This window comes from Streptomyces sp. NPDC059851 (assembly GCF_042732005.1).
Lineage (GTDB): Bacteria > Actinomycetota > Actinomycetes > Streptomycetales > Streptomycetaceae > Streptomyces.
In genome coordinates this window covers 15342-35650 of record NZ_JBHWJJ010000059.1, presented here as the reverse complement: position 1 = coordinate 35650, position 20309 = coordinate 15342, and the positions used below count along the sequence as shown (strand labels likewise).

Annotated in this window: 23 protein-coding genes; 5 read left to right on the top strand and 18 right to left on the bottom strand. The window is 71.9% G+C overall.

Features of this window, described 5'->3' with window-relative positions; all coding sequences use genetic code 11:
• Window positions 1–1491, bottom strand: a complete 1491-nt coding sequence (locus ACFV7Q_RS20955; RefSeq protein ID WP_385430423.1) for an anthranilate synthase component I — start codon at window positions 1489–1491, stop codon at window positions 1–3.
• A gap of 8 nt (window positions 1492–1499) precedes the next feature.
• Complete coding sequence (gene hisI / locus ACFV7Q_RS20950) at window positions 1500–1877, bottom strand: phosphoribosyl-AMP cyclohydrolase (protein ID WP_360635151.1); 378 nt, start codon at window positions 1875–1877, stop codon at window positions 1500–1502.
• 85 nt (window positions 1878–1962) lie between these two features.
• On the opposite strand from hisI, the gene ACFV7Q_RS20945 reads away from it, so the two are divergent.
• Window positions 1963–2595: a TIGR03085 family metal-binding protein gene (locus ACFV7Q_RS20945; protein WP_385430420.1), complete on the top strand. Its 633-nt coding sequence runs from the start codon at window positions 1963–1965 to the stop codon at window positions 2593–2595.
• A gap of 4 nt (window positions 2596–2599) precedes the next feature.
• On the opposite strand, the gene ACFV7Q_RS20940 is transcribed toward ACFV7Q_RS20945, so the two are convergent.
• From ACFV7Q_RS20940 to hisD, 11 genes are all read right to left on the bottom strand, one after another.
• Complete coding sequence (locus ACFV7Q_RS20940; protein ID WP_385430418.1) at window positions 2600–2782, bottom strand: DUF2191 domain-containing protein; 183 nt, start codon at window positions 2780–2782, stop codon at window positions 2600–2602.
• Window position 2783: 1 nt separating this feature from the next.
• Window positions 2784–3158: a hypothetical protein gene (locus tag ACFV7Q_RS20935; protein WP_385430416.1), complete on the bottom strand. Its 375-nt coding sequence runs from the start codon at window positions 3156–3158 to the stop codon at window positions 2784–2786.
• Window positions 3155–3373: a hypothetical protein gene (locus tag ACFV7Q_RS20930; protein WP_385430414.1), complete on the bottom strand. Its 219-nt coding sequence runs from the start codon at window positions 3371–3373 to the stop codon at window positions 3155–3157. Before ACFV7Q_RS20930 ends, ACFV7Q_RS20935 begins: the two co-directional genes overlap by 4 nt.
• A gap of 65 nt (window positions 3374–3438) precedes the next feature.
• Window positions 3439–4194 carry an imidazole glycerol phosphate synthase subunit HisF gene (gene hisF / locus ACFV7Q_RS20925; RefSeq protein ID WP_385430412.1) on the bottom strand — a complete coding sequence of 252 codons (756 nt, stop codon included), beginning with the start codon at window positions 4192–4194 and terminating at the stop codon, window positions 3439–3441.
• Window positions 4194–4598, bottom strand: a complete 405-nt coding sequence (locus ACFV7Q_RS20920; protein ID WP_385430410.1) for a RidA family protein — start codon at window positions 4596–4598, stop codon at window positions 4194–4196. The genes hisF and ACFV7Q_RS20920 overlap by 1 nt, the downstream gene beginning before the upstream one ends.
• Window positions 4595–5338 (bottom strand): bifunctional 1-(5-phosphoribosyl)-5-((5-phosphoribosylamino)methylideneamino)imidazole-4-carboxamide isomerase/phosphoribosylanthranilate isomerase PriA, encoded by a 744-nt coding sequence (priA, locus tag ACFV7Q_RS20915; protein ID WP_385430408.1) that lies wholly within the window; start codon window positions 5336–5338, stop codon window positions 4595–4597. Before priA ends, ACFV7Q_RS20920 begins: the two co-directional genes overlap by 4 nt.
• Complete coding sequence (hisH, locus tag ACFV7Q_RS20910) at window positions 5338–5988, bottom strand: imidazole glycerol phosphate synthase subunit HisH (protein ID WP_385430406.1); 651 nt, start codon at window positions 5986–5988, stop codon at window positions 5338–5340. The genes priA and hisH overlap by 1 nt, the downstream gene beginning before the upstream one ends.
• Window positions 5985–6152, bottom strand: a complete 168-nt coding sequence (locus tag ACFV7Q_RS20905; protein ID WP_385430404.1) for a hypothetical protein — start codon at window positions 6150–6152, stop codon at window positions 5985–5987. Before ACFV7Q_RS20905 ends, hisH begins: the two co-directional genes overlap by 4 nt.
• Window positions 6153–6154: 2 nt before the next feature.
• A complete protein-coding gene (hisB, locus tag ACFV7Q_RS20900) occupies window positions 6155–6754 on the bottom strand; it encodes an imidazoleglycerol-phosphate dehydratase HisB (protein ID WP_385430402.1) in 600 nt (199 codons plus the stop codon).
• Complete coding sequence (locus tag ACFV7Q_RS20895) at window positions 6751–7884, bottom strand: histidinol-phosphate transaminase (protein WP_385430400.1); 1134 nt, start codon at window positions 7882–7884, stop codon at window positions 6751–6753. The genes hisB and ACFV7Q_RS20895 overlap by 4 nt, the downstream gene beginning before the upstream one ends.
• Window positions 7881–9221 carry a histidinol dehydrogenase gene (gene hisD, locus ACFV7Q_RS20890; protein WP_385430398.1) on the bottom strand — a complete coding sequence of 447 codons (1341 nt, stop codon included), beginning with the start codon at window positions 9219–9221 and terminating at the stop codon, window positions 7881–7883. The genes ACFV7Q_RS20895 and hisD overlap by 4 nt, the downstream gene beginning before the upstream one ends.
• A gap of 124 nt (window positions 9222–9345) precedes the next feature.
• Between hisD and ACFV7Q_RS20885 the strand changes: the two genes are divergently transcribed.
• Genes ACFV7Q_RS20885 through ybaK form a run of 3 tightly spaced genes read left to right on the top strand, consistent with a single transcriptional unit; the run spans window position 9346 to window position 12268 of the window.
• Entirely contained in the window at window positions 9346–10947 is a 1602-nt protein-coding gene (locus ACFV7Q_RS20885) for an oxidoreductase (RefSeq protein WP_385430396.1), read from the top strand.
• 57 nt (window positions 10948–11004) lie between these two features.
• Window positions 11005–11745 (top strand): LON peptidase substrate-binding domain-containing protein, encoded by a 741-nt coding sequence (locus ACFV7Q_RS20880; RefSeq protein WP_385430394.1) that lies wholly within the window; start codon window positions 11005–11007, stop codon window positions 11743–11745.
• A gap of 28 nt (window positions 11746–11773) precedes the next feature.
• Entirely contained in the window at window positions 11774–12268 is a 495-nt protein-coding gene (gene ybaK, locus ACFV7Q_RS20875) for a Cys-tRNA(Pro) deacylase (RefSeq protein ID WP_385430392.1), read from the top strand.
• Window positions 12269–12295: 27 nt separating this feature from the next.
• On the opposite strand, the gene ACFV7Q_RS20870 is transcribed toward ybaK, so the two are convergent.
• From ACFV7Q_RS20870 to ACFV7Q_RS20855, 4 genes are all read right to left on the bottom strand, one after another.
• Window positions 12296–12958 (bottom strand): hypothetical protein, encoded by a 663-nt coding sequence (locus ACFV7Q_RS20870; RefSeq protein ID WP_385430390.1) that lies wholly within the window; start codon window positions 12956–12958, stop codon window positions 12296–12298.
• Between the two features lie 43 nt (window positions 12959–13001).
• The gene (locus ACFV7Q_RS20865; RefSeq protein WP_385430388.1) at window positions 13002–13814 is read right to left on the bottom strand and encodes an ABC transporter permease; all 813 of its coding nucleotides are present in this window, start codon (window positions 13812–13814) and stop codon (window positions 13002–13004) included.
• Window positions 13811–14776 carry an ABC transporter ATP-binding protein gene (locus tag ACFV7Q_RS20860; RefSeq protein WP_385430442.1) on the bottom strand — a complete coding sequence of 322 codons (966 nt, stop codon included), beginning with the start codon at window positions 14774–14776 and terminating at the stop codon, window positions 13811–13813. Before ACFV7Q_RS20860 ends, ACFV7Q_RS20865 begins: the two co-directional genes overlap by 4 nt.
• Window positions 14777–14897: 121 nt before the next feature.
• The gene (locus ACFV7Q_RS20855; RefSeq protein ID WP_385430386.1) at window positions 14898–16205 is read right to left on the bottom strand and encodes an NYN domain-containing protein; all 1308 of its coding nucleotides are present in this window, start codon (window positions 16203–16205) and stop codon (window positions 14898–14900) included.
• 209 nt (window positions 16206–16414) lie between these two features.
• On the opposite strand from ACFV7Q_RS20855, the gene ACFV7Q_RS20850 reads away from it, so the two are divergent.
• Complete coding sequence (locus ACFV7Q_RS20850; protein ID WP_385430384.1) at window positions 16415–16579, top strand: hypothetical protein; 165 nt, start codon at window positions 16415–16417, stop codon at window positions 16577–16579.
• A gap of 141 nt (window positions 16580–16720) precedes the next feature.
• Here the strand turns inward: ACFV7Q_RS20850 and dnaE are convergent, their stop codons facing one another.
• Window positions 16721–20260, bottom strand: a complete 3540-nt coding sequence (dnaE, locus tag ACFV7Q_RS20845; protein WP_385430382.1) for a DNA polymerase III subunit alpha — start codon at window positions 20258–20260, stop codon at window positions 16721–16723.
• Window positions 20261–20309 lie beyond the last annotated feature (49 nt).

Below are 20309 nucleotides of genomic sequence, written 5' to 3'. Positions count from 1 at the left end.
TCAAGAGCCGTGGAGGCGGTTCGCCGCAGCCACCGCGCGCAGCACTGCGGAGGCCTTGTTGCGGCACTCGTCGTCCTCCAGCTCCGGCACCGAGTCGGCGACCACGCCCGCGCCGGCCTGCACGTACGCGGTGCCGTCGCGCAGCAGGGCGGTGCGGATGGCGATGGCCGTGTCGGAGTCACCGGCGAAGTCGAGGTAGCCGACGCAGCCGCCGTACAGGCCGCGGCGCGAGGGCTCCAGCTCCTCGATGATCTGCATGGCGCGCGGCTTGGGCGCGCCGGACAGGGTGCCGGCGGGGAAGCAGGCGGTGAGCACGTCGAAGGCGGTCTTGCCATCGGCGACGCGCCCGGTGACCGTGGAAACGATGTGCATGACGTGCGAGTACCGCTCGATGCTCATGAAGTCGACGACCTCGACCGAGCCCGGCTCGCACACCCGACCGAGGTCGTTGCGGCCCAGGTCGACGAGCATCAGGTGCTCGGCCCGCTCCTTGGGGTCGGCGAGCAGCTCCTCGGCGAGGGCCTGGTCCTCCTGCGGGGTGGCGCCGCGGTGGCGGGTGCCCGCGATGGGGTGCACCATGGCCCGCCCGTCCTCGACCTTGACCAGGGCTTCGGGGCTGGAGCCGACGACGTCGAAGCCGTTCTCGAAGCGGAAGAGGTACATGTACGGGGACGGGTTGGTGGCCCGCAGGATCCGGTAGACGTCCAGCGCGGAGGCGTGGCAGGGGGTCTCGAACCGCTGCGAGGGCACCACCTGGAAGGCCTCGCCGGCCCGGATCCGCTCCTTGACGTCCTCGACGGCGGCCCGGTACTTCTCGCCGCCCCACAGGGCGGCGAACTCGGGCAGCTCGGAGGCGGGCAGCGGGGCGGGGGTGTAGGGGGCGGGCCGGGCGAGGTCGGCCTCCATGGCGTCGAGGCGGGCGACGGCGTCGGCGTACGCCTCGTCCACGCCCGTGTCGAGGTCGTTGTGGTTGATCGCGTTGGCGATGAGCTGGACGGTGCCGTCCCAGTGGTCGAGGACCGCCAGGTCGGAGGTGAGCAGCATGGTGAGCTCGGGCAGCTCCAGGTCGTCGGCGCCGTGGTCGCCGATGCGCTCCAGGCGGCGCACGATGTCGTAGCCGAGGTAGCCGACCATGCCGCCGGTGAAGGGCGGCATCCCGGCGGCCAGGTCTCGGGGGGTGTGCAGGGCCTGGACGGTGGCGCGCAGGGCCTCCAGCGGGTCGCCGTCGGTGGGGACGCCGACGGGCGGGGTGCCGATCCAGTGGGCCTCGCCGTCGCGGACGGTGAGGGTGGCGTCGCTGCGGACGCCGACGAAGGAGTAGCGCGACCAGGAACGGCCGTTCTCGGCGGACTCCAGCAGGAAGGTGCCCGGGCGTTCGGCGGCGAGCTTGCGGTAGAGACCGACGGGGGTGTCGCCGTCGGCCAGCAGCTTGCGGCTGACGGGGATGACCCGGCGGTCGGAGGCGAGCTTGCGGAACTGTTCGAGATCCATGGGAGGGGTCACCTGTCTGCCTGGTCGGCGGCCAGCGGAAGGACATCGGCGTCGAAGCACGTGCGGGCGCCGGTGTGACAGGCGGCGCCGACCTGGTCGACCTTGACGAGCACGGTGTCGGCATCGCAGTCGAGGGCGACGGACTTCACGTGCTGGACGTGGCCGGACGTGTCCCCCTTGACCCAGTACTCCTGCCGGCTGCGCGACCAGTAGGTGCAGCGGCCGGTGGTCAGGGTGCGGTGCAGCGCCTCGTCGTCCATCCAGCCGAGCATGAGCACCTCACCGGTGTCGTACTGCTGGGCGATGGCCGGGACCAGGCCGTCGGCGGAGCGCTTGAGCCGGGCGGCGATGGCGGGGTCGAGGGAGGAGGTACTCATGCGGGCCATTGTGCCGCGCCGGGCGGACGGTTACGGATCACCGTCCGCCAGGTGGGAAGGCGGATGACGCGGTTCCGGCCGTAGGCTTGCCCGCATGTCGATGCATGCCAAGCGTGAACGCCTGCTGCTGGCGGACCTTTTGGAGGCGGCGGGGCCGACGGCGCCCACGCTGTGCGAGGGCTGGCTGACCCGGGACCTCGCGGCGCACGTGGTGGTACGGGAGCGCCGCCCGGACGCGGCGGGCGGTCTGCTGCTGAACGTGCTGAAGGACCGGCTGGACAAGGCGATGGCCGAGTACACGGCCAAGCCGTACGAGGAGCTGATCCAGCTGATCCGGACCGGCCCCCCGAAACTGTCCCCGTACGCGCTGAAGCAGATCGACGAGGCGGCGAACGCGGTGGAGTTCTTCGTGCACGCCGAGGACGTCCGGCGGGCGCAGCCCGACTGGGCGCCGCGCGAGCTGGACCCGGTCTTCTCGGACGCGCTGTGGTCCCGGCTGGAGAAGCTGGCACGGCTGACGGGCCGCCGCTCGCCGGTGGGGCTGGTGCTGCGCCGGCCGAACGGTCAGACGGCCGTCGCGCACAAGGGCACCCCGGTGGTGACGGTGACGGGCGAGCCGGGCGAGCTGACCCTGTTCTGCTTCGGCCGCCAGTCCGAGGCCACGGTCGAACTGGACGGCCCGAAGGAGGCGGTGGCCCAGCTGACCACCGCCCGGCTCGGCATCTGAAGGATCACGAGCCGGACCGTTCGCGGTCGGCCAGCACCTCGAAATCCAGGAAGATCCCCGCGTACTCGTGCATCCAGCGGAGTGCTCCCGCGCGGTCGTCGCAGTCGAGCCTGGCCGCTTCCTCGGCGGCCCGGTCGGCCACTGTCCGTGTGATCGCAGAATCGGCCGACTGCCGCTCGGTGGACACGTCACGCTGCCCAGTCACGCAGGAGCCGGGCAGCTGCCTGCAAGGTGGCCTTTTCGGTGCGGACGTCCCGCACCAATTGCACCAGGGCGCCCGGTGGCGGAGCGATGGGAACCCCGGACAGCTCCATGTACTCCCAGGCGCACATCGCACCGATGACGCCGTTGTAGTCCTCGAACGGCCTGAGGCGCACGATGGTCTCCAGTAGTGCTGCTGCCCGGGTCGGCGCCTCCTCGTAATACGGCTCGCCCGCGAAGCGTTCGAATGCGTGCCGCTCGACGGCCGCGTGGAGCGCCCCCCAGTCCCGTAGTGCGGGATCGGACGGGACGTGGCTGTACTGGACGCCCAAGATCCAGCCTGCGTCGATGCGGAGGTTCACCGGTCGCCTTCCGGGAAGGCTTCCACGAACTCCGGGGCGAGGGCGGCGAACTTCGCGCTCGCTCCTTCGATGAATTTCTGCCGCTGCCGCCGACGCACGACATCCTCCGTCAGTATGTCGTGCGCCAGCCGCTTGATCGCGACGCCTTGCTCCTTCGCCTCGGCACGCAGTTCGGCCAATTCCTCTTCGGTGAAGTCGATCGTGATTCCAGGCATGCAGTCAGCCTACGGCCGCCAGTACCGCGACCGCTACCGACTGCACTACCGAGGGACGTGTCGAACTACCGCACGGGGTGGCCGGCGGCCCGCAGAGTGTCCTTGACCTGGCCGATGCGGAGGTCGCCGAAGTGGAAGACCGAGGCGGCGAGGACCGCGTCGGCTCCGGCGTCGACGGCGGGCGGGAAGTGCTCCAGCCTGCCGGCGCCGCCCGAGGCGATCACCGGGACGGTGACGTGCTTGCGGACGGCGGCGATCATCTCGGTGTCGTAGCCGTCCTTGGTGCCGTCGGCGTCCATGGAGTTCAGCAGGATCTCGCCGGCGCCCAGTTCGGCTGCCCGGTGGGCCCACTCGACGGCGTCGAGGCCGGTGCCCCGGCGGCCGCCGTGCGTGGTGACCTCGAATGAGCCGGACGCGGTGCGCCGGGCGTCGACGGACAGGACGAGGACCTGCCGGCCGAAGCGTTCGGCGATCTCCTGGATCAGCTCGGGCCGGGCGATGGCGGCGGTGTTGACGCCGACCTTGTCCGCGCCCGCGCGCAGCAGCTTGTCCACGTCGTCCGCGGTGCGGACGCCGCCGCCCACGGTCAGCGGGATGAAGACCTGCTCGGCGGTGCGCCGCACCACGTCGTAGGTGGTCTCGCGGTCCCCGGACGACGCGGTGATGTCGAGGAAGGTCAGCTCGTCGGCGCCCTCGGCGTCGTACAGCCTGGCCATCTCGACGGGATCGCCGGCGTCGCGCAGGTTCTGGAAGTTGACGCCCTTGACGACGCGGCCGTTGTCCACGTCCAGGCAGGGGATCACCCGTACGGCGAGTGACATCAGGAGGACTCCCCTCGGAAGGCTTCGACCTCGACCTCGACGACCAGGCTGGGGTCGACGAAGCCGGACACGATGATCATGGATGCGGCGGGGCGGACGTCGCCGAAGAGCTCCTTGTGGGCCCGGCCGACCTCGTCCACGTCCCGCGCGTGGGTCAGGTACATGCGGGTGCGGACGACGTGCTCGACGCCCAGGCCCGCCTGTTCGAGCGCGTCGACGGCGACCCGGAAGGCGTTGATCGCCTGCTCGTACGGTCCCCCGGCGACGACCTTGCCGTCGACGACGGAGGCGCAGCCGGACACGAGCACCAGCCCGTTGGGCAGTTCGACGGCGCGGGAGTAGCCCACGGCGTCCTCCCAGGGCCCGCCGGAGGAGTACCGGCGGATTTCGTCGGCTCCGCTCATGCGCCGGCCACCGCCTGCAGCGCCTCCTGGAGGGTGAAGGCCTTCGCGTACAGGGCCTTGCCGACGATGGCGCCCTCGACGCCCTGCGGCACCAGCCCGGCGAGCGCCCGCAGGTCGTCCAGCGAGGAAATGCCGCCGGAGGCCACGACGGGCCGGTCGGTGGCCGCGCAGACGTTGCGCAGGAGTTCGAGGTTGGGGCCGGTGAGGGTGCCGTCGCGGCCGATGTCGGTGACGACGTAGCGGGCGCAGCCCTCGGAGTCCAGGCGGGCGAGGGTCTCGTACAGGTCGCCGCCGTCGCTGGTCCAGCCTCGGCCCTTGAGGGTGGTGCCGCGGACGTCGAGGCCGATCGCGATCCGGTCGCCGTACTCGGCGATGGCCTTGGCGGCCCACTCGGGGGTCTCCAGGGCGGCGGTGCCGAGGTTGACGCGGGTGCAGCCGGTGGCGAGGGCCGCCTCCAAGGTGGCGTCGTCGCGGATGCCGCCGGAGAGCTCGACCTTGATGTCCATGGCGCGGGTGATCTCGGCGACCAGGGCCCGGTTGTCGCCGGTGCCGAAGGCGGCGTCCAGGTCGACGAGGTGCAGCCATTCGGCGCCGGCGCGCTGCCAGGCGAGGGCCGCCTCCAGCGGGGAGCCGTAGGAGGTCTCGCTGCCGGACACGCCGTGGACGAGACGGACGGCCTGGCCGTCGCGGACGTCGACCGCGGGGAGGAGTTCCAGCTGCTTCGCTGCGGGCTCGGTCATCACAGGGTCTCGATCCAGTTGGTGAGGAGCTGGGCTCCGGCGTCGCCGGACTTCTCGGGGTGGAACTGGGTGGCCCACAGGGCCCCGTTCTCCACCGCCGCGACGAAGCGCTCGCCGTGGGTGGCCCAGGTGACCTTGGGGGCGCGGATCGCCGGGTTGGTGACCTCCAGGCTCCAGTCGTGCGCCGCGTACGAGTGCACGAAGTAGAACCGGGCCTCGGCGTCCAGGCCGGCGAAGGCCTGGCTGTCGGCGGGGGCGTCCACGGTGTTCCAGCCCATGTGCGGGACGACGGGTGCCTTGAGCGGGCCGACGGTGCCGGGCCACTCGTCGAGTCCCTCGGTCTCCACTCCGTGCTCGATGCCGCGCTCGAAGAGGATCTGCATGCCGACGCAGATGCCCATGACCGGGCGACCGCCGGAGAGGCGGCGGCCGATGATCCAGTCGCCGCGGACGGACTTCAGGCCCTGCATGCAGGCGGAGAAGGCGCCGACGCCGGGCACGAGGAGGCCGTCGGCGTCCATGGCCTTGTCGTAGTCGCGGGTGATCTCGACGTCCGCGCCGACGCGCGCGAGGGCGCGCTCGGCGGAGCGTACGTTTCCGAAGCCGTAGTCGAGGACGACGACCGTCTTGGTGGGGCGGGATGCGCTCATTCCCAAATTCCTTGGATCCGCAGGACTCCGGCGGCGAGACACATCGCGGAGCCGATGGCGAGCAGCAGGACGACCGACTTGGGCATCTGCTGCTTCTGGAAGGAGTAGACGCCGCCGGCCAGGAACAGGCCGACGACGATGAGGACGGTGCTGAGGCCGTTCACGGCTAGAGGGCGCCCTTCGTCGAGGGCAGGATGCCCGCCGCGGCGGCGCGCGGGTCGAGCTCCGCGGCGTAGCGCAGGGCCCGGGCCAGCGCCTTGAACTGGCACTCCACGATGTGGTGGGCGTTGCGGCCGTACGGGACGTGGACGTGCAGGGCGATCTGCGCCTGGGCGACGAAGGACTCCAGGATGTGCCGGGTCATCGTCGTGTCGTAGCTGCCGATCATGGGGGCCATGTTCTCGGGCTCGGTGTGCACGAGGTAGGGGCGGCCCGACAGGTCCACGGTCACCTGGGCGAGGGACTCGTCCAGCGGGACGGTGCAGTTGCCGAACCGGTAGATGCCGACCTTGTCGCCGAGGGCCTGCTTGAAGGCGGCGCCGAGGGCGAGGGCCGTGTCCTCGATGGTGTGGTGGCTGTCGATGTGCAGGTCGCCGTCGGTCTTGACGGTGAGGTCGAACATGCCGTGGCGGCCGAGCTGGTCGAGCATGTGGTCGTAGAAGCCGACGCCGGTGGAGACGTCGACCTGTCCGGTGCCGTCGAGGTTTATCTCGACGAGGACGGAGGTCTCCTTCGTGGTCCGTTCGACCCGTCCGATGCGGCTCATGCGTGCTGCTCCTTCTTCAGTGCGCGAACCGCTTCCAGGAACGCGTCGTTCTCGGCCGGGGTGCCCGCGGTGACCCGCAGCCATCCCGGTACGCCGTTGTCCCGGACCAGGACGCCCCGGTCGAGGATCTGCTGCCAGGCGGTGTGGGAGTCCTCGAACGTCCCGAACTGGATGAAGTTCGCGTCGGACTCGGTGACCTCGTAGCCGATCGCCCGGAGTTCGGCGACCAGGCGGTCCCGCTCGGCCTTGAGCTGCTCGACGTAGCCGAGCAGGGTGTCGGTGTGCTCCAGGGCCGCGAGGGCGGTCGCCTGGGTGACGGCCGACAGGTGGTACGGCAGGCGCACCAGCTGGACGGCGTCGACGACGGCCGGGTGTGCGGCGAGGTAGCCCAGGCGCAGTCCGGCGGCGCCGAACGCCTTGGACATGGTCCGGGAGACCACCAGGTTCGGGCGACCCTCGATCAGGGGCAGCAGGGAGTCCCGGTGGCTGAACTCGACGTACGCCTCGTCCACGATCACCAAGGAGGGCTTGGCCGCCTGGGCGGCCTCGTAGAGGGCGAGGACGGTCGCGGCCTCGACGGCGGTGCCCGTGGGGTTGTTGGGCGAGGTGATGAAGACGACGTCGGGTGCGTTCTCGGTGATGGCCTGCTCGGCGGCCGCCACGTCGATCGTGAAGTCCTCGCGCCGCGGGCCGGAGATCCAGCCGGTGCCGGTGCCGCGGGCGATCAGGGCGTGCATCGAGTACGAGGGCTCGAAGCCGATCGCGGTGCGGCCGGGCCCGCCGAAGGTCTGCAGCAGCTGCTGGATGACCTCGTTGGAGCCGTTGGCGGCCCAGACGTTCTCCCGGGCGACCGGGTGCTTGCCCGTGCGGGTGAGGTAGGCGGCCAGCGCGGTCCGCAGCTCGACGGCGTCCCGGTCGGGGTAGCGGTTGAGGGTGCGGGCCGCGTCGGCGACGCGCTCGGCGATCCGCCGCACCAGCTCCTCGGGGAGCTCGTACGGGTTCTCGTTGGTGTTCAGCTGGACGGGCACGTCGAGCTGCGGGGCGCCGTACGGGCTCTTGCCGCGCAACTCGTCGCGGATCGGGAGGTCGTCGATCCCGATGGTCCTGTCGGTGTCGTCATACGTGCTCACTGGCCCGGGACCTTCCACCCGAAGCGCGCCTTCAGGGCGGCGCCGTGCGCGGGCAGGTCCTCGGCCTCGGCCAGCGTCACCACGTGGTGGGTGACCTCGGCGAGCGCGTCGCGCGTGTAGTCGACGATGTGGATGCCGCGCAGGAAGGACTGCACGGACAGTCCGGAGGAGTGGCAGGCGCAGCCACCGGTGGGCAGGACGTGGTTCGACCCCGCGCAGTAGTCGCCGAGGGATACCGGGGCCCAGGGGCCGACGAAGATCGCGCCGGCGTTGCGGACGCGGGCGGCCAGGGCCGCGGCGTCGGCGGTCTGGATCTCCAGGTGCTCGGCGCCGTACGCGTCGACGACCTTCAGGCCGTCCTCCAGGGAGTCGACCAGCACGATCGCGGACTGCTTGCCGGCGAGCGCCGGGCGGATCCGGTCCTCGACGTGCTTGGTGGCCGCGACCTGCGGTTCGAGCTCCTTCTCCACGGCCGCCGCGAGGTCCTCGGAATCGGTGACGAGGACGGCGGCGGCCAGCGGGTCGTGCTCTGCCTGGCTGATCAGGTCGGCGGCGACGTGCACCGGGTCGGCGGTGGAGTCCGCGAGGACGGCGATCTCGGTCGGGCCGGCCTCGGTGTCGATGCCGATCTTCCCGGTGAAGTAGCGCTTGGCGGCGGCGACCCAGATGTTGCCGGGGCCGGTGACCATGTTGACGGGCAGGCAGTCCTCGGTTCCGTACGCGAACATCGCGACGGCGACGGCGCCGCCCACCGCGTACACCTCGTCCACGCCGAGCAGGGCGCAGGCGGCGAGGATCGTCGGGTGCGGCAGGCCACCGGCTGTGTCCCCTTCAAAGCGTGGCGCCTGCGGCGGAGAGGCCAGCGCGATGGACTCGACGCCCGCCTCCTGGGCCGGCACGACGTTCATGACCACGGAGGACGGGTACACCGAGCGGCCGCCGGGCGCGTACAGGCCCACGCGCTCGACCGGCACCCACTTCTCGGTCACGGTTCCGCCGGGGACCACCTGGGTGGTGTGCTCGGTGCGGCGCTGCTCGCGGTGCACCGTCCGGGCGCGGCGGATCGACTCCTCCAGGGCGGCGCGGACGGCCGGGTCGAGTTCGTCGAGGGCCTCGGCGAGGGCCTCGGCGGGCACCCTGACCTGTTCCAGCTGAACTCCGTCGAACTTCTGCGCGTACTCGATCAGCGCCGCGGTGCCACGATGATGGACGTCCTCGCAGATGGGCCGCACCTTCTCCAGTGCGGCTTCCACGTCGAACTCGGCACGGGGAAGCAGGTCGCGCAGGGCCGCGCCCTCGGGGAGGGCGTTGCCGCGCAGATCGATACGAGAGATCACCTCCCAATTCTCTCAGACCGGCTCCCACGGCCGTCCGCCCGTATCACTGGCTGATACACGCCCCGGCCGTCACCTCCTCCCCTTAACGTTCCTGCTACACGGATGTACGGCGGAGGGGGACCGCATGGCCGAGGCGCCGAGCGCGGACGAGGAACCGGCGGACCTCGGCGATGCCGAGCGCCTGATGTGGCGGGCGTTCCGCACGGGCAGCGTGTGCGACCTGAGCGCGCGGGCCGCGGAGCTGGACGATCCGCACGGCGACCGGGTCTGGGACGCGGGGCGCAGCGTCCGCGCCGGTGTGGTGTCGCTGCTGCTGCTCCACGGGCCGCCGCCGGTGCCGGGCCGGGTGGCGTCGCTGAAGCTGCGCGGGGTGCGGATCACCGGCCGCCTGGACCTGTCGGGCGGCACCGTGGAGCCGTACGTCGAACTCCAGTCCTGCCGGTTCGACAGCGAGGTCCAGCTGTCCGAGACCCGGTTCGGCACGCTGCGGCTGGTGAACTGCGCGGTCCCCCGGCTGGACGCCTCCCGCCTGCACACCGAGGGCGACCTGCACCTGCCGCGCTGCAGGGTGGCGCGCGGGATACGGCTGACCGACGCACAGATCGGCACGGACCTGCTGATCAGCCAGGCCGTGGTGCAGCGGGACGGTCGGGGCCGGGCCGTCGCCGCGGACGGCCTGTCGGTGGCGCAGGACTTCCAGGGCGATCTGCTGGAGACGTACGGGGAGGTGAGCCTGCGCGGTGCGAAGGTCGGCGGGTCGATGCACCTGCGCGGGGCCCGGCTGCACAACCAGCACGGGCGGCGGGCGCTGAACGCGCCGCAGCTGACCGTGGAGCGGACCCTGTACCTGACCTCGATCGCGCTGGGCCGTGCGCCCGGCGACTCCGGTTCCTCCACTCCCCCGTACGGGCTGGGCCAGACGCCGGTGCGCGGGCAGCGGGCCCGGCGCTTCGAGTGCCGGGGCGGGCTGCGCCTGGACGACGGCCGCTTCGGCGACGCGGTCGACCTGTACGGGGCCCGGTTCGCCCTGGCCGAGGAGCAGGAGGTGTCGCTGCGCCGGATCCAGACCCCGGAGCTGCGGTTCGTCGGCGAGCGGCCGGAGCGGGGCCGGGTGGTGCTGTCCGGGGCGAAGGTGGTCAAGCTGGTGGACGCCTCCACCAGCTGGCCCGGCCCGGGCGGGACGTCGATCGAGGGCTTCGTGTACGAGAACCTCGCGCCCCGCGGCCACTTCCCGCTGGTGCGCCGGCTGGAGTGGGTGGCGACCGCCACCCCGGAGTTCTCACCGGAGCCGTACGAGCGGCTGGCCTCCGTCCTGCGGGCCAGCGGGGAGGACGCCGACGCCCGCGAGGTGCTGCTGGCCAAGCAGCGCCGGCGGCGGGCGACGCTGCCACCGGCGGCCAAGGCGTGGGGGTACCTGCAGGACTGGACGGTGGCCTACGGGTACCGGCCGGGGCGGGCCGCGCTGTGGATGGTGCTGCTGTGGGCGGCGGGTGCGCTGCTGTTCGCGCAGCTCACGCCGGCGGCCATCAAGCCGGACGAGCACCCCGAGTGGAATCCGCTGCTGTACGCCCTGGACCTGCTGCTTCCGGTCATCGACCTCGGCCAGCAGGGCCATTGGATGATGAAGGGCTACTGGCAGTGGGGCTCGGCGGTGCTGGTCCTGCTGGGCTGGATCCTGGCGACGACGGTGGCGGCGGGGGCCTCGCGGCTGCTGCGCCGTGGCTGACGGACCACGAAGAACCGAGGTGACAGGGCCCGCCCCGCGGCCACTACCCTGTGCCTCGTGACCACCGTTCGCCTGCCCCTCTTCCCGCTGAACTCGGTGCTTTTCCCCGGACTCGTGCTGCCGCTGAACGTCTTCGAGGAGCGTTATCGCGCCATGATGCGGGAGCTGCTGAAGACGGGCGACGACGAGCCGCGCCGCTTCGCGGTCGTCGCGATCCGCGACGGCCGGGAGGTCGCGCCGACCGCCCCCGGCCTGCCGGACCAGACGGCCCTGCCCGAGCGCGGCCCGACCGCGGGCTTCGGCCCGGACCCGCTGCAGGCGTTCCACCGGGTGGGGTGCATCGCGGACGCGGCCACGATCCGGGAACGGCAGGACGGCAGCTTCGAGGTCCTGGCGACGGGTACGACGCGGGTGCGCCTGCTGTCGGTGGACGCCTCGGGCGCGTTCCTCGTCGCGGAGCTGGAGGAGCTCCCGGAGGAGGCGGGCGAGGGCGCGGGCGCGCTGGCGGAGGGGGTGCTGCGGGCGTTCCGGACGTACCAGAAGCGGCTGGCCGGGGCCCGGGAGCGGTCCTTGGCCTCGGCGGCGGAGCTGCCTGACGAGCCTTCGGTGGTGTCGTACCTGGTGGCGGCGGCCGCGGTCCTGGACACCCCGGCCAAGCAGCGGCTGCTGCAGGCCCCGGACACGGCGACGCGGCTGGCGGAGGAGCTGAAGCTGCTGCGCGCGGAGACGGCCCTGATCCGGCACCTGCCGTCGCTGCCCGCCGTGGACCTGACCCGGATACCGACCAGCCCGAACTGACCACCGAACCGATCGGGAGCCCTGCCTGATGGCGAAGAAGAAGGCCGCGTCCGCGGCCACCCCGGCGATCGTCGCGCTCACCGCGGCCGGAGCGGACTTCACCACGCACTCCTACGAGCACGACCCCGCGCACCCGTCGTACGGGCAGGAAGCGGCGGAGGCCATGGGGGTGAGCCCGGACCAGGTCTTCAAGACGCTGGTCACGGACACGGACGGGGTCCTCACGGTGGCGGTGGTCCCGGTCTCCGGCAGCCTGGACCTGAAGGCCCTGGCCTCCGCCGTCGGCGCGAAGAAGGCGGTGATGGCGGATCCGTCGCTGGCCGAGCGCACCACCGGCTACGTGCTGGGCGGCATCTCCCCCCTGGGGCAGCGCAAGCGGCTGCGGACCGTCGTGGACTCCTCCGCCCGGGCGCACCCCACCATCTGCGTGTCGGCCGGCCGGCGCGGGCTGGAGGTCGAACTGGCGCCCGGGACACTGGCCGCGTTGACGGCGGCCGTGCTGGCCCCGATCGCCCGCGCCTGACGCCCCGTACGGCCGTCCCGTCGGCCGTCAGGGCCGCGGTGGCTGCTGGGGGGCCGGGTCGGCGTGGACGTGCGGCGGCGGGTAGACGGCGGCGGGGCCCGGCAGGGCGGCTCCGTCCGGACCGGGGCCGGGTTCCGGGTCGTGCGGGGTCCACAGGGCCGTCAGGCCGAGGTGGACGAGGAGCGCGCTCATCGGCAGGGCCAGCAGCGCCCCGTGGGCGAGGAGCTCCAGGGGCGCGTCGAACGGCACGCCCTTGCCCGCGGCGACCGCGGCGGCGGCCACGTCGCCGGAACCGCCCAGCCACTCGCCCGTACGCCATGCCAGCACGGCGGCGAAGCAGGAACCGATGCCGAGCCCGATCACCTGGGGGACGCCGCCGCGCCGGCGCCACAGGAACAGGAGGACGGCAGCAAGCACGCCCAGCCCGACCGAGAGCAGCAGGAACATGCCGTCGGCCCCTATCCGGGCCTCGCTCTCGGTGTTGCGCAGGAAGACGGACTGCCCGTTGGACACGTACTCGGCCCGTGGCGCCAGCCATGACCACAGCAGCCCGAGGAGCGCCCCGGACGCGCCCACGGCGAGGGTGACGGCGGCCCCGTCGCGGACGTCCCCGGCGGTGACGCCGGGTGCGGCCGGCCGGCCGGGCGGCGGCGGTTCGACGGGGGGCGGCGTGGTCACGGGTTCGGTCACCCCCACATCGTGCCAGGTGTGCCGGGCCGGGGCGGAACCGGAGTCAGCGGACGGCGGCCCGCCGGTACGCCCAGGTGGCGACGGACAGCGACAGCACGCCCACGGCTCCGCACACGGCGAGGTCGGCGACGACGACGGCCCAGTCGGGGTGGGGGGCGAAGGTCCGGGCGAAGGCTTCGACCCCGTACGTGGACGGCAGCAGGTCCCGCGCCCACACGATCACCTCGGGCATCCGCTCGGGCGGCAGCACGCCCAGTAGCAGCGCCGCCGACATGCCGAGCTGCCCGGCCAGTGTGGCCAGCTCCTGCCGCGGCGCGAGCAGGCCGAGGGCCGCGCCGAGCCCAGCCAGCGCGGCTCCGGCCAGCGGCACCACCGCGGCCAGGATCCACAGCCCGCCCATCGGCAGTCCGAACAGCAGGCAGCCGAAGACCGCCGTGACCAAGGTGCCCGGCAGGGTGAAGGAGGCGTACGCGGCGGCCGCGCCCAGCACCACCGAGGCGGGCGGGACGGGCAGCGTCGCGTAGTGGTCCAGGCCGCCGCCGGCCCGCAACTGCCCGAAGTACTGGGCGAGCAGGTTCAGCGCGACGAACGCGACGACCAGCACCGAGGATCCGGCCACGACGGCCTGCGCCTCCGTGCCGCCGTCGACCACGCCCCGCATCAGGACCATGATCCCGACGGACTGGAAGGTGGCCACGAACAGCAGCGGGATCCGCGCCACCCGGGCCCGGGACAGCTGTGCCCGGTACACGGCGGCCAGCGAGGGGAGGAACCGGGCCCGGGGGGCCAGCGCGCACGCCCCGGCGGCGCCAGTGGCTGCGTCGCCAGTGGCTGCGGCGGCGTCGGTAGTGGTCACGACTTCACCAGGCCCTTCGTGGTGCGCCCGCCCAGCGCGAGGTAGACGTCCTCCAGGCTCGGGGTCGCCAGCTTGAAGTCGTCGAGGGCGGCGAAGGCCGGCCCGCCGGTCACGGCGGCCACCGCGGCCCGCGCCTCGTCGGGCGGCAGCCGCAGCACCCACCGGCGCCCGGACTCCGCGGCCGTCGCGGCGAGCGCGGCGACCTCGGGCACGTCCAGCGGCGGCGCGGTCCGCCACACGAGTTCGAGGCGGACCTCGTCGGAGACCCGGGCCTTCAGCGCGGCGGGCGTGTCACAGGCGATGACCTTGCCCTGGTCGATGACGGCGACCCGGTCGAGGACGGTCTCGGCCTCGATGACGTTGTGGGTGACGAGCAGGACGGTGGTGCCGTTCCGGGCGCGCCGCCGGTCCACGGCCGACCACACCGCCCGCCGGGCCACGGGGTCCATGCCGGTGGTGGGCTCGTCGAGGACCAGCACCTGCCGCTCCCCCACCAGGGCGGCGGCGAAGCAGGCCAGCCGCCGCTGCCCGCCGGACAGCTTCTTCAGGGGCCGCCCGGCGATCTCGGTCAGCCCGAGCTCCTCCAGGACGGCGTCGCGGGCGTCGCGGGCGTCGCGGGCGCCGAGGCCGCGCAGCCGCCCGGTGGTTTCGGCGGCGAGGGCCACGGTGAGCTCGTCGAGGGCGGTGGACTCCTGGCCGAGGTAGGCGAGGAGCCGGGCCGCCCGTTCGGGATGGCGTACGAGGTCGTGGCCGAGCAGGTCCACGGAGCCGGAGTCGGGCCGCAGCAGTCCGGTGAGCTGCCGGACCAGGGTGGACTTGCCGGCGCCGTTGGGGCCGAGCAGGCCGAAGACCTCGCCGCGCCGGACGTCCAGGGAGATCCGGTCGTTGGCGCGGGTCTCGGGCAGGGCGGGGGTCCCCCGCCGGCCGCGTACGGCGGGGTACGTCTTGACCAGGTCACGCACGGTGCAGACCACGCCGTCGGCCGCCGGCGCCGCCGCGGCCGCCGTCGTATTGCGGCTGCCCTGCGGTCTCGCTCGTGCTGTGCCCGTACTCACGAGGGAGCAGCCTACGCGGCCCCGGGGCCTACTCGGGCGCCGGGGTCGCCGCGACGCCCGGCGCGGTGGCCGGCGCCCCGGGTACGCGCTCGGCCGCGGCGCGGACGTCGATCTCCCGCCAGAAGCCGGCGCGGATGGCGTAGCGGTCGTGTTCGTCGATCTGGTCGTCCTTGTGGGCGAGCAGGCCGAACCGGGCGGCGTAGCGCAGCAGCTCCCCGTCGATCCGGTGCGGGATCCGCGGGTACATGGTGGCGAGTTTCTGCAGGTGGACGGCTTCGGGGAGGCGTTCCATCCAGCGCCGGGCGAAGACTTGGCCGACCTCGAACGGGTCGCCGCCGACGGTGGTGATGTCCTCCTCGCGGTCGGCCCAGCGCTGTTCGGCGCTGGTGAGCTGGGCGAGGGTGGGCAGCGAGGCGGTCTCGGCGGGTTCACCGAGCGGGCCGGGCCGGTCGATCCAGCCCTTGTCGGAGGACCAGCGCAGGGCGCTGGCCGGGGAGGGGGTGACCCCGTGGCCGGAGTGCGGGCCGGGTTGGTGGCCGGGGGCGCGCAGCGAGCCGGCGAGGTCCTTGGGGGTCGGTACGGCCCTGCCGCCGACGGCGGGGGCGGGCACGGGTGCCGCGCCGGCCTCGGGGGCGGCCGGGACGGTGGCCTGGGCCGGGGCGTTGGCGGCGGCGGCGCTGCGCGCGGCCTCGGCGAGGGCCGCCTCGGGCAGCGGGGCGGAGAGGATCGCGGCGATCTCGGGGCGCGGCGCGGGCGGCGGGGAGCACAGGCCGGTGAGGTCCTTGGCACGGACGGCCCGGGTGATCCAGGCGCGGTCCAGGACGCGGCGCTCGTCGGCCTCGGCGACGAGGTCCTCGGACTGGTTGTAGTCGCCGTCGGCGGCCTGGACGGCCCACAGGTGGACGGCGACGCCGTGTTCCTTGGCGGACATCAGGCCGGGCAGGAGGTCTCCGTCGCCCGTGACGAGGACGACGTCGGAGCAGGCGCGGTTGCGGGCCAGCTCGGTGAGCTCGGCGTGCATGGCCGCGTCCACGCCCTTCTGCGCCCATCGGCCGTCGCTGCGGGTCAGGGCGCCCAACCGGACGGTGACCCGGGGCATGACGCGCAGCCGGCGGTGCTCGGGCTGGGGAACCCGGTCGGGTGCACCGTCGAACCAGTAGATGCGCAGCAGGGGCTGCTGGGTGTCGGCCTCGGCCCGTTCGCGCAGGCCGTGGATGAGGGCGGCGTGGTCGACGGTGATGCGGGAGCGGGAGGGCTCACCCGCGAGAAGGCTGGCGGCGGCGCCCAGCAGATAGCCGGCGTCCACCAGGACGACGCAGCGGTCCACGCGTTCCACCTCTTCCGTGGGGGTCCTCTGGTTTCCCCGAGTCTGCCCGACCGCACGGGTGTTGACGGCCGGAACTGGATCATCGGCGTGGCGTATCTCACTGATTTTCGCGGCGCGGGCGGCCGGTCACCCCCGGGAAAGATCCAAAATGCGCGGTTTGTGGTGCTGTGTGAGTGTGAAGGCGGTCCTGGCCCCTAGACCCTCACGGAGGCTCCACCATGGCCAAGAACAAGAACCAGAAGCAGCCGAAGCAGCAGGCCCGCTCGTCCTCGCAGGAGCCGTCGAAGAGCTCGCACGAGACGTCGTCCGAGTCGTCCTCGTCGTCCCCCAGTCCGATGGACATGGCGCGCAAGGGCAAGCAGAAGCGCTTCGGCCACAACTGACGCCGCCGCCCGGCGCCGCGGACGCGGGGGCAGACGCACGAGGGCGCGCCCGGAAGGGTTCCGGGACGCGCCCTCTACTGCTGTGCGCCGGCGGGTACGGGGCCGGTACGGGCCCGGCGGTCCTCCGGCAGCCGTCCGCCGTCAGCCTGCCAGGCAGGACGGCCCGAGGAGCACCTTGAGGTCGCCGAAGAGGGCCGGGTCGGGTTGGACCCGGTGCCGGTCGAGGCGCAGCACGGTAGTGGACCGGGGGCCCTGGAGCTTGATCCGGACCTCGGTGTTGCCCTTGTGGTGGCGGAGGATCTCGCCCAGCCGGGTGACCATCGGAGGGGTGACCTTGACGGTGGGGATGGTGAGGACGACCGGCGCGTTCGTCCCGGCCGAGGACAGGTCGGGGACCATCAGCTCCATGGCGACCAGCCGGGGCACGTCCTCCCGCTTGTCGAGGCGGCCCTTGACGAAGACGACCGCGTCCTCGACCAATTGGGTGGAGACCAGCTGGTAGGTGGCCGGGAAGAACATGCACTCGATGGAGCCGGCGAGGTCCTCGACGGTGGCGATGGCCCAGGCGTTGCCCTGCTTGGTCATCTTCCGCTGGAGGCCGGAGATGATGCCGCCGATGGTGACGACGGCGCCGTCGGAGTGCTCGCCGCCGGTGAGCTGGGAGATGCCCGCGTCCGTCTTGTCGGACAGGACGTGCTCCAGGCCGAAGAGCGGGTGGTCGGAGACGTACAGGCCGAGCATTTCGCGCTCCTGCGCGAGCAGGTAGGACTTCTCCCACTCGACGTCGGAGAACTCGACGTCGAGGCCGAAGCCGGGCTCGTCACCGCCCTCGTCACCCATGGCACCGAAGAGGTCGAACTGGCCCTCGGCCTCCTTGCGCTTGACCGCGACCACGTTGTCGATCATCGGTTCGTGCTGGGCGACGAGGCCCTTGCGGGTGTGGCCCATCTCGTCGAAGGCGCCGGCCTTGATCAGCGATTCGATGGTGCGCTTGTTGCAGACCACGGCCTCGACCTTGTCGAGGAAGTCAGGGAAGGAAGAGTACTTCCCCTTGGACTTGCGGGTCTTGATGATCGAGTCCACGACGTTCTGGCCGACGTTGCGGACGGCGGTGAGGCCGAAGAGGATCACGTCGTCGCCCTGGGCGGCGAAGTTCGAGTCCGACTCGTTCACGTTCGGCGGGAGCACCTTGATGCCCATGCGGCGGCACTCGTTCAGGTAGACGGCGGACTTGTCCTTGTCGTCCTTGACCGAGGTGAGCAGACCGGCCATGTATTCCGCCGGGTGGTTGGCCTTGAGGTAGGCGGTCCAGTAGGAGACCAGGCCGTAGGCGGCGGAGTGGGCCTTGTTGAAGGCGTAGCCGGCGAAGGGGACCAGCACGTCCCAGAGGGCCTGGATGGCCTCGTCGCTGTAGCCGTTCTTCCGGGCGCCCTCCTGGAAGATCGTGAAGTTCTTGGCCAGCTCCTCGGGCTTCTTCTTGCCCATGACGCGGCGCAGGATGTCGGCCTCGCCGAGCGAGTAGCCGGCGATGATCTGGGCGGCCTTCTGCACCTGCTCCTGGTAGACGATCAGGCCGTAGGTGACCGCGAGGACCTCTTCGAGCGGCTGCTCCAGCTCGGGATGGATCGGGGTGATCTCCTGCTGCTTGTTCTTGCGCAGCGCGTAGTTCGTGTGCGAGTTCATGCCCATCGGGCCCGGCCGGTAGAGGGCGGACACGGCGGAGATGTCTTCGAAGTTGTCGGGCTTCATCAGGCGCAGCAGCGAGCGCATGGGGCCGCCGTCGAACTGGAATACGCCGAGGGTGTCGCCGCGCTGGAGCAGCTCGAAGGTCTTGGGGTCGTCGAGCGGGAGGGCCAGGAGGTCGATGTCGATCCCCTTGTTGGCCTTCACCATCTTGACGGCGTCGTCCATGATCGTCAGGTTGCGCAGGCCGAGGAAGTCCATCTTCAGCAGGCCGAGCGACTCGCAGCTCGGGTAGTCCCACTGGGTGATGGTGACGCCGTCGGTGTGCCGCACCCAGACGGGCACGTGGTCGGTGATCCGCTCGCTGGACATGATCACGCCGGCGGCGTGCACGCCCATCTGGCGGACCAGGCCCTCGACGCCGCGGGCGGTGTCGATGACCTTCTTCACGTCCGGCTCGTTCTCGTACATCGCGCGGATCTCGCCGGCCTCGCTGTAGCGCGGGTGCGAGGGGTCGAGGATGCCGGAGAGCGGGATGCCCTTGCCGAGGACGTCGGCGGGCATGGCCTTGGTGAGCCGGTCGCCCATGGCGTACGGGTAGCCCAGGACGCGCGCGGAGTCCTTGATCGCGTTCTTCGCCTTGATCGTGCCGTAGGTGCCGATCATGGCGACCTTGTCCTGGCCGTACTTCTCGGTCACGTACCTGATCACCTCGACGCGCCGACGCTCGTCGAAGTCGATGTCGACGTCGGGCATCGAGATGCGCTCGGGGTTCAGGAACCGCTCGAAGATCAGCCCGTGCGGGATCGGGTCGAGGTCGGTGATGCCCAGGGCGTAGGCGACGATCGACCCGGCCGCGGAGCCTCGGCCGGGGCCCACCGCGATGCCCTGGTTCTTGGCCCACATGATGAAGTCGGCGACCACGAGGAAGTAGCCGGGGAAGCCCATCGAGATGATCGTGTCCATCTCGTACTCGACCTGCTTCATGCGGTCCTCGGGGATGCCGCCCGGGAAGCGGCGGTGCATCCCCTTCATGGTCTCCTCGCGGAACCAGGTGACCTCGGTGTAGCCCTCCGGGATGTCGAACTTCGGCATCAGGTTCCGGAACTTGAACATGCCCTCGGTGTCGATCTGCTCCGCCACCAGCCTCGTGTTGGCGCAGCCCTCCTGCCAGGCGTCCGAGGAGTCGATGGCGTACATCTCCTCGGTGGACTTCAGGTAGTAGCCGGAGCCGTCGAACCGGAACCGGTCCGGGTCGGAGAGGTTCTTGCCGGTTTGGATGCAGAGCAGGGCGTCGTGCGCGCCCGCCTCGTGCGCGTACGTGTAGTGGGAGTCGTTGGTGACCAGCGGCGGGATGCCGAGCTTCTTGCCGATCTCCAGCAGTCCGTCGCGGACCCGGCGCTCGATCTCGATGCCGTGGTCCATCAGCTCCAGGAAGTAGCGGCCCTCGCCGAAGATGTCCTTGTAGTCCGAGGCCGCCTTGACCGCCTCGTCGAACTGGCCCAGGCGCAGTCGCGTCTGCACCTCGCCGGAGGGGCAGCCGGTGGAGGCGATCAGGCCCTCCGACCACTGGGCGATGGTCTCCTTGTCCATGCGCGGCCACTTCGTGAGCCAGCCCTCGGCGTACGCGTCGGAGGAAAGCCGGAAGAGGTTGTGCAGGCCGGTGTCGTTCGCCGCCCAGATCGTCTTGTGGGTGTAGCCGCCGGAGCCCGACACGTCGTCCCGCTTCTGGTGCGGCTGGCCCCACTGGATCCTCCGCTTGTTGCGGCGGGACTCGGGCGCGACGTACGCCTCGATGCCGATGATCGGAGTGACCCCGGCCTTCTGCGCGGAGTGAAAGAAGTCATACGCACCGTGCAGGTTGCCGTGGTCGGACATGGCGATGTGCGTCATGCCCATCTCGTTGCACGCGTTGAACATGTCCTTCAGCCGCGCGGCACCGTCCAGCAGCGAGTACTGGGTGTGGACGTGCAGGTGCGTGAACGGCGTCTTGGTCACGGCGCGGGACCTCCGGAGGCGGGGGTAGGGGGCAGCTTCGAATCCTACG

Coding starts and splice junctions, on each gene's coding strand:
- ACFV7Q_RS20955 (WP_385430423.1), bottom strand. CDS start 1,491: ATGGATCTCGAACAGTTCCGCAAGCTCGCCTCCGACCGCCGGGTCATC.
- hisI (WP_360635151.1), bottom strand. CDS start 1,877: ATGGCCCGCATGAGTACCTCCTCCCTCGACCCCGCCATCGCCGCCCGG.
- ACFV7Q_RS20945 (WP_385430420.1), top strand. CDS start 1,963: ATGTCGATGCATGCCAAGCGTGAACGCCTGCTGCTGGCGGACCTTTTG.
- ACFV7Q_RS20930 (WP_385430414.1), bottom strand. CDS start 3,373: ATGCCTGGAATCACGATCGACTTCACCGAAGAGGAATTGGCCGAACTG.
- hisF (WP_385430412.1), bottom strand. CDS start 4,194: ATGTCACTCGCCGTACGGGTGATCCCCTGCCTGGACGTGGACAACGGC.
- ACFV7Q_RS20920 (WP_385430410.1), bottom strand. CDS start 4,598: ATGAGCGGAGCCGACGAAATCCGCCGGTACTCCTCCGGCGGGCCCTGG.
- priA (WP_385430408.1), bottom strand. CDS start 5,338: ATGACCGAGCCCGCAGCGAAGCAGCTGGAACTCCTCCCCGCGGTCGAC.
- hisH (WP_385430406.1), bottom strand. CDS start 5,988: ATGAGCGCATCCCGCCCCACCAAGACGGTCGTCGTCCTCGACTACGGC.
- hisB (WP_385430402.1), bottom strand. CDS start 6,754: ATGAGCCGCATCGGACGGGTCGAACGGACCACGAAGGAGACCTCCGTC.
- ACFV7Q_RS20885 (WP_385430396.1), top strand. CDS start 9,346: ATGGCCGAGGCGCCGAGCGCGGACGAGGAACCGGCGGACCTCGGCGAT.
- ybaK (WP_385430392.1), top strand. CDS start 11,774: ATGGCGAAGAAGAAGGCCGCGTCCGCGGCCACCCCGGCGATCGTCGCG.
- ACFV7Q_RS20850 (WP_385430384.1), top strand. CDS start 16,415: ATGGCCAAGAACAAGAACCAGAAGCAGCCGAAGCAGCAGGCCCGCTCG.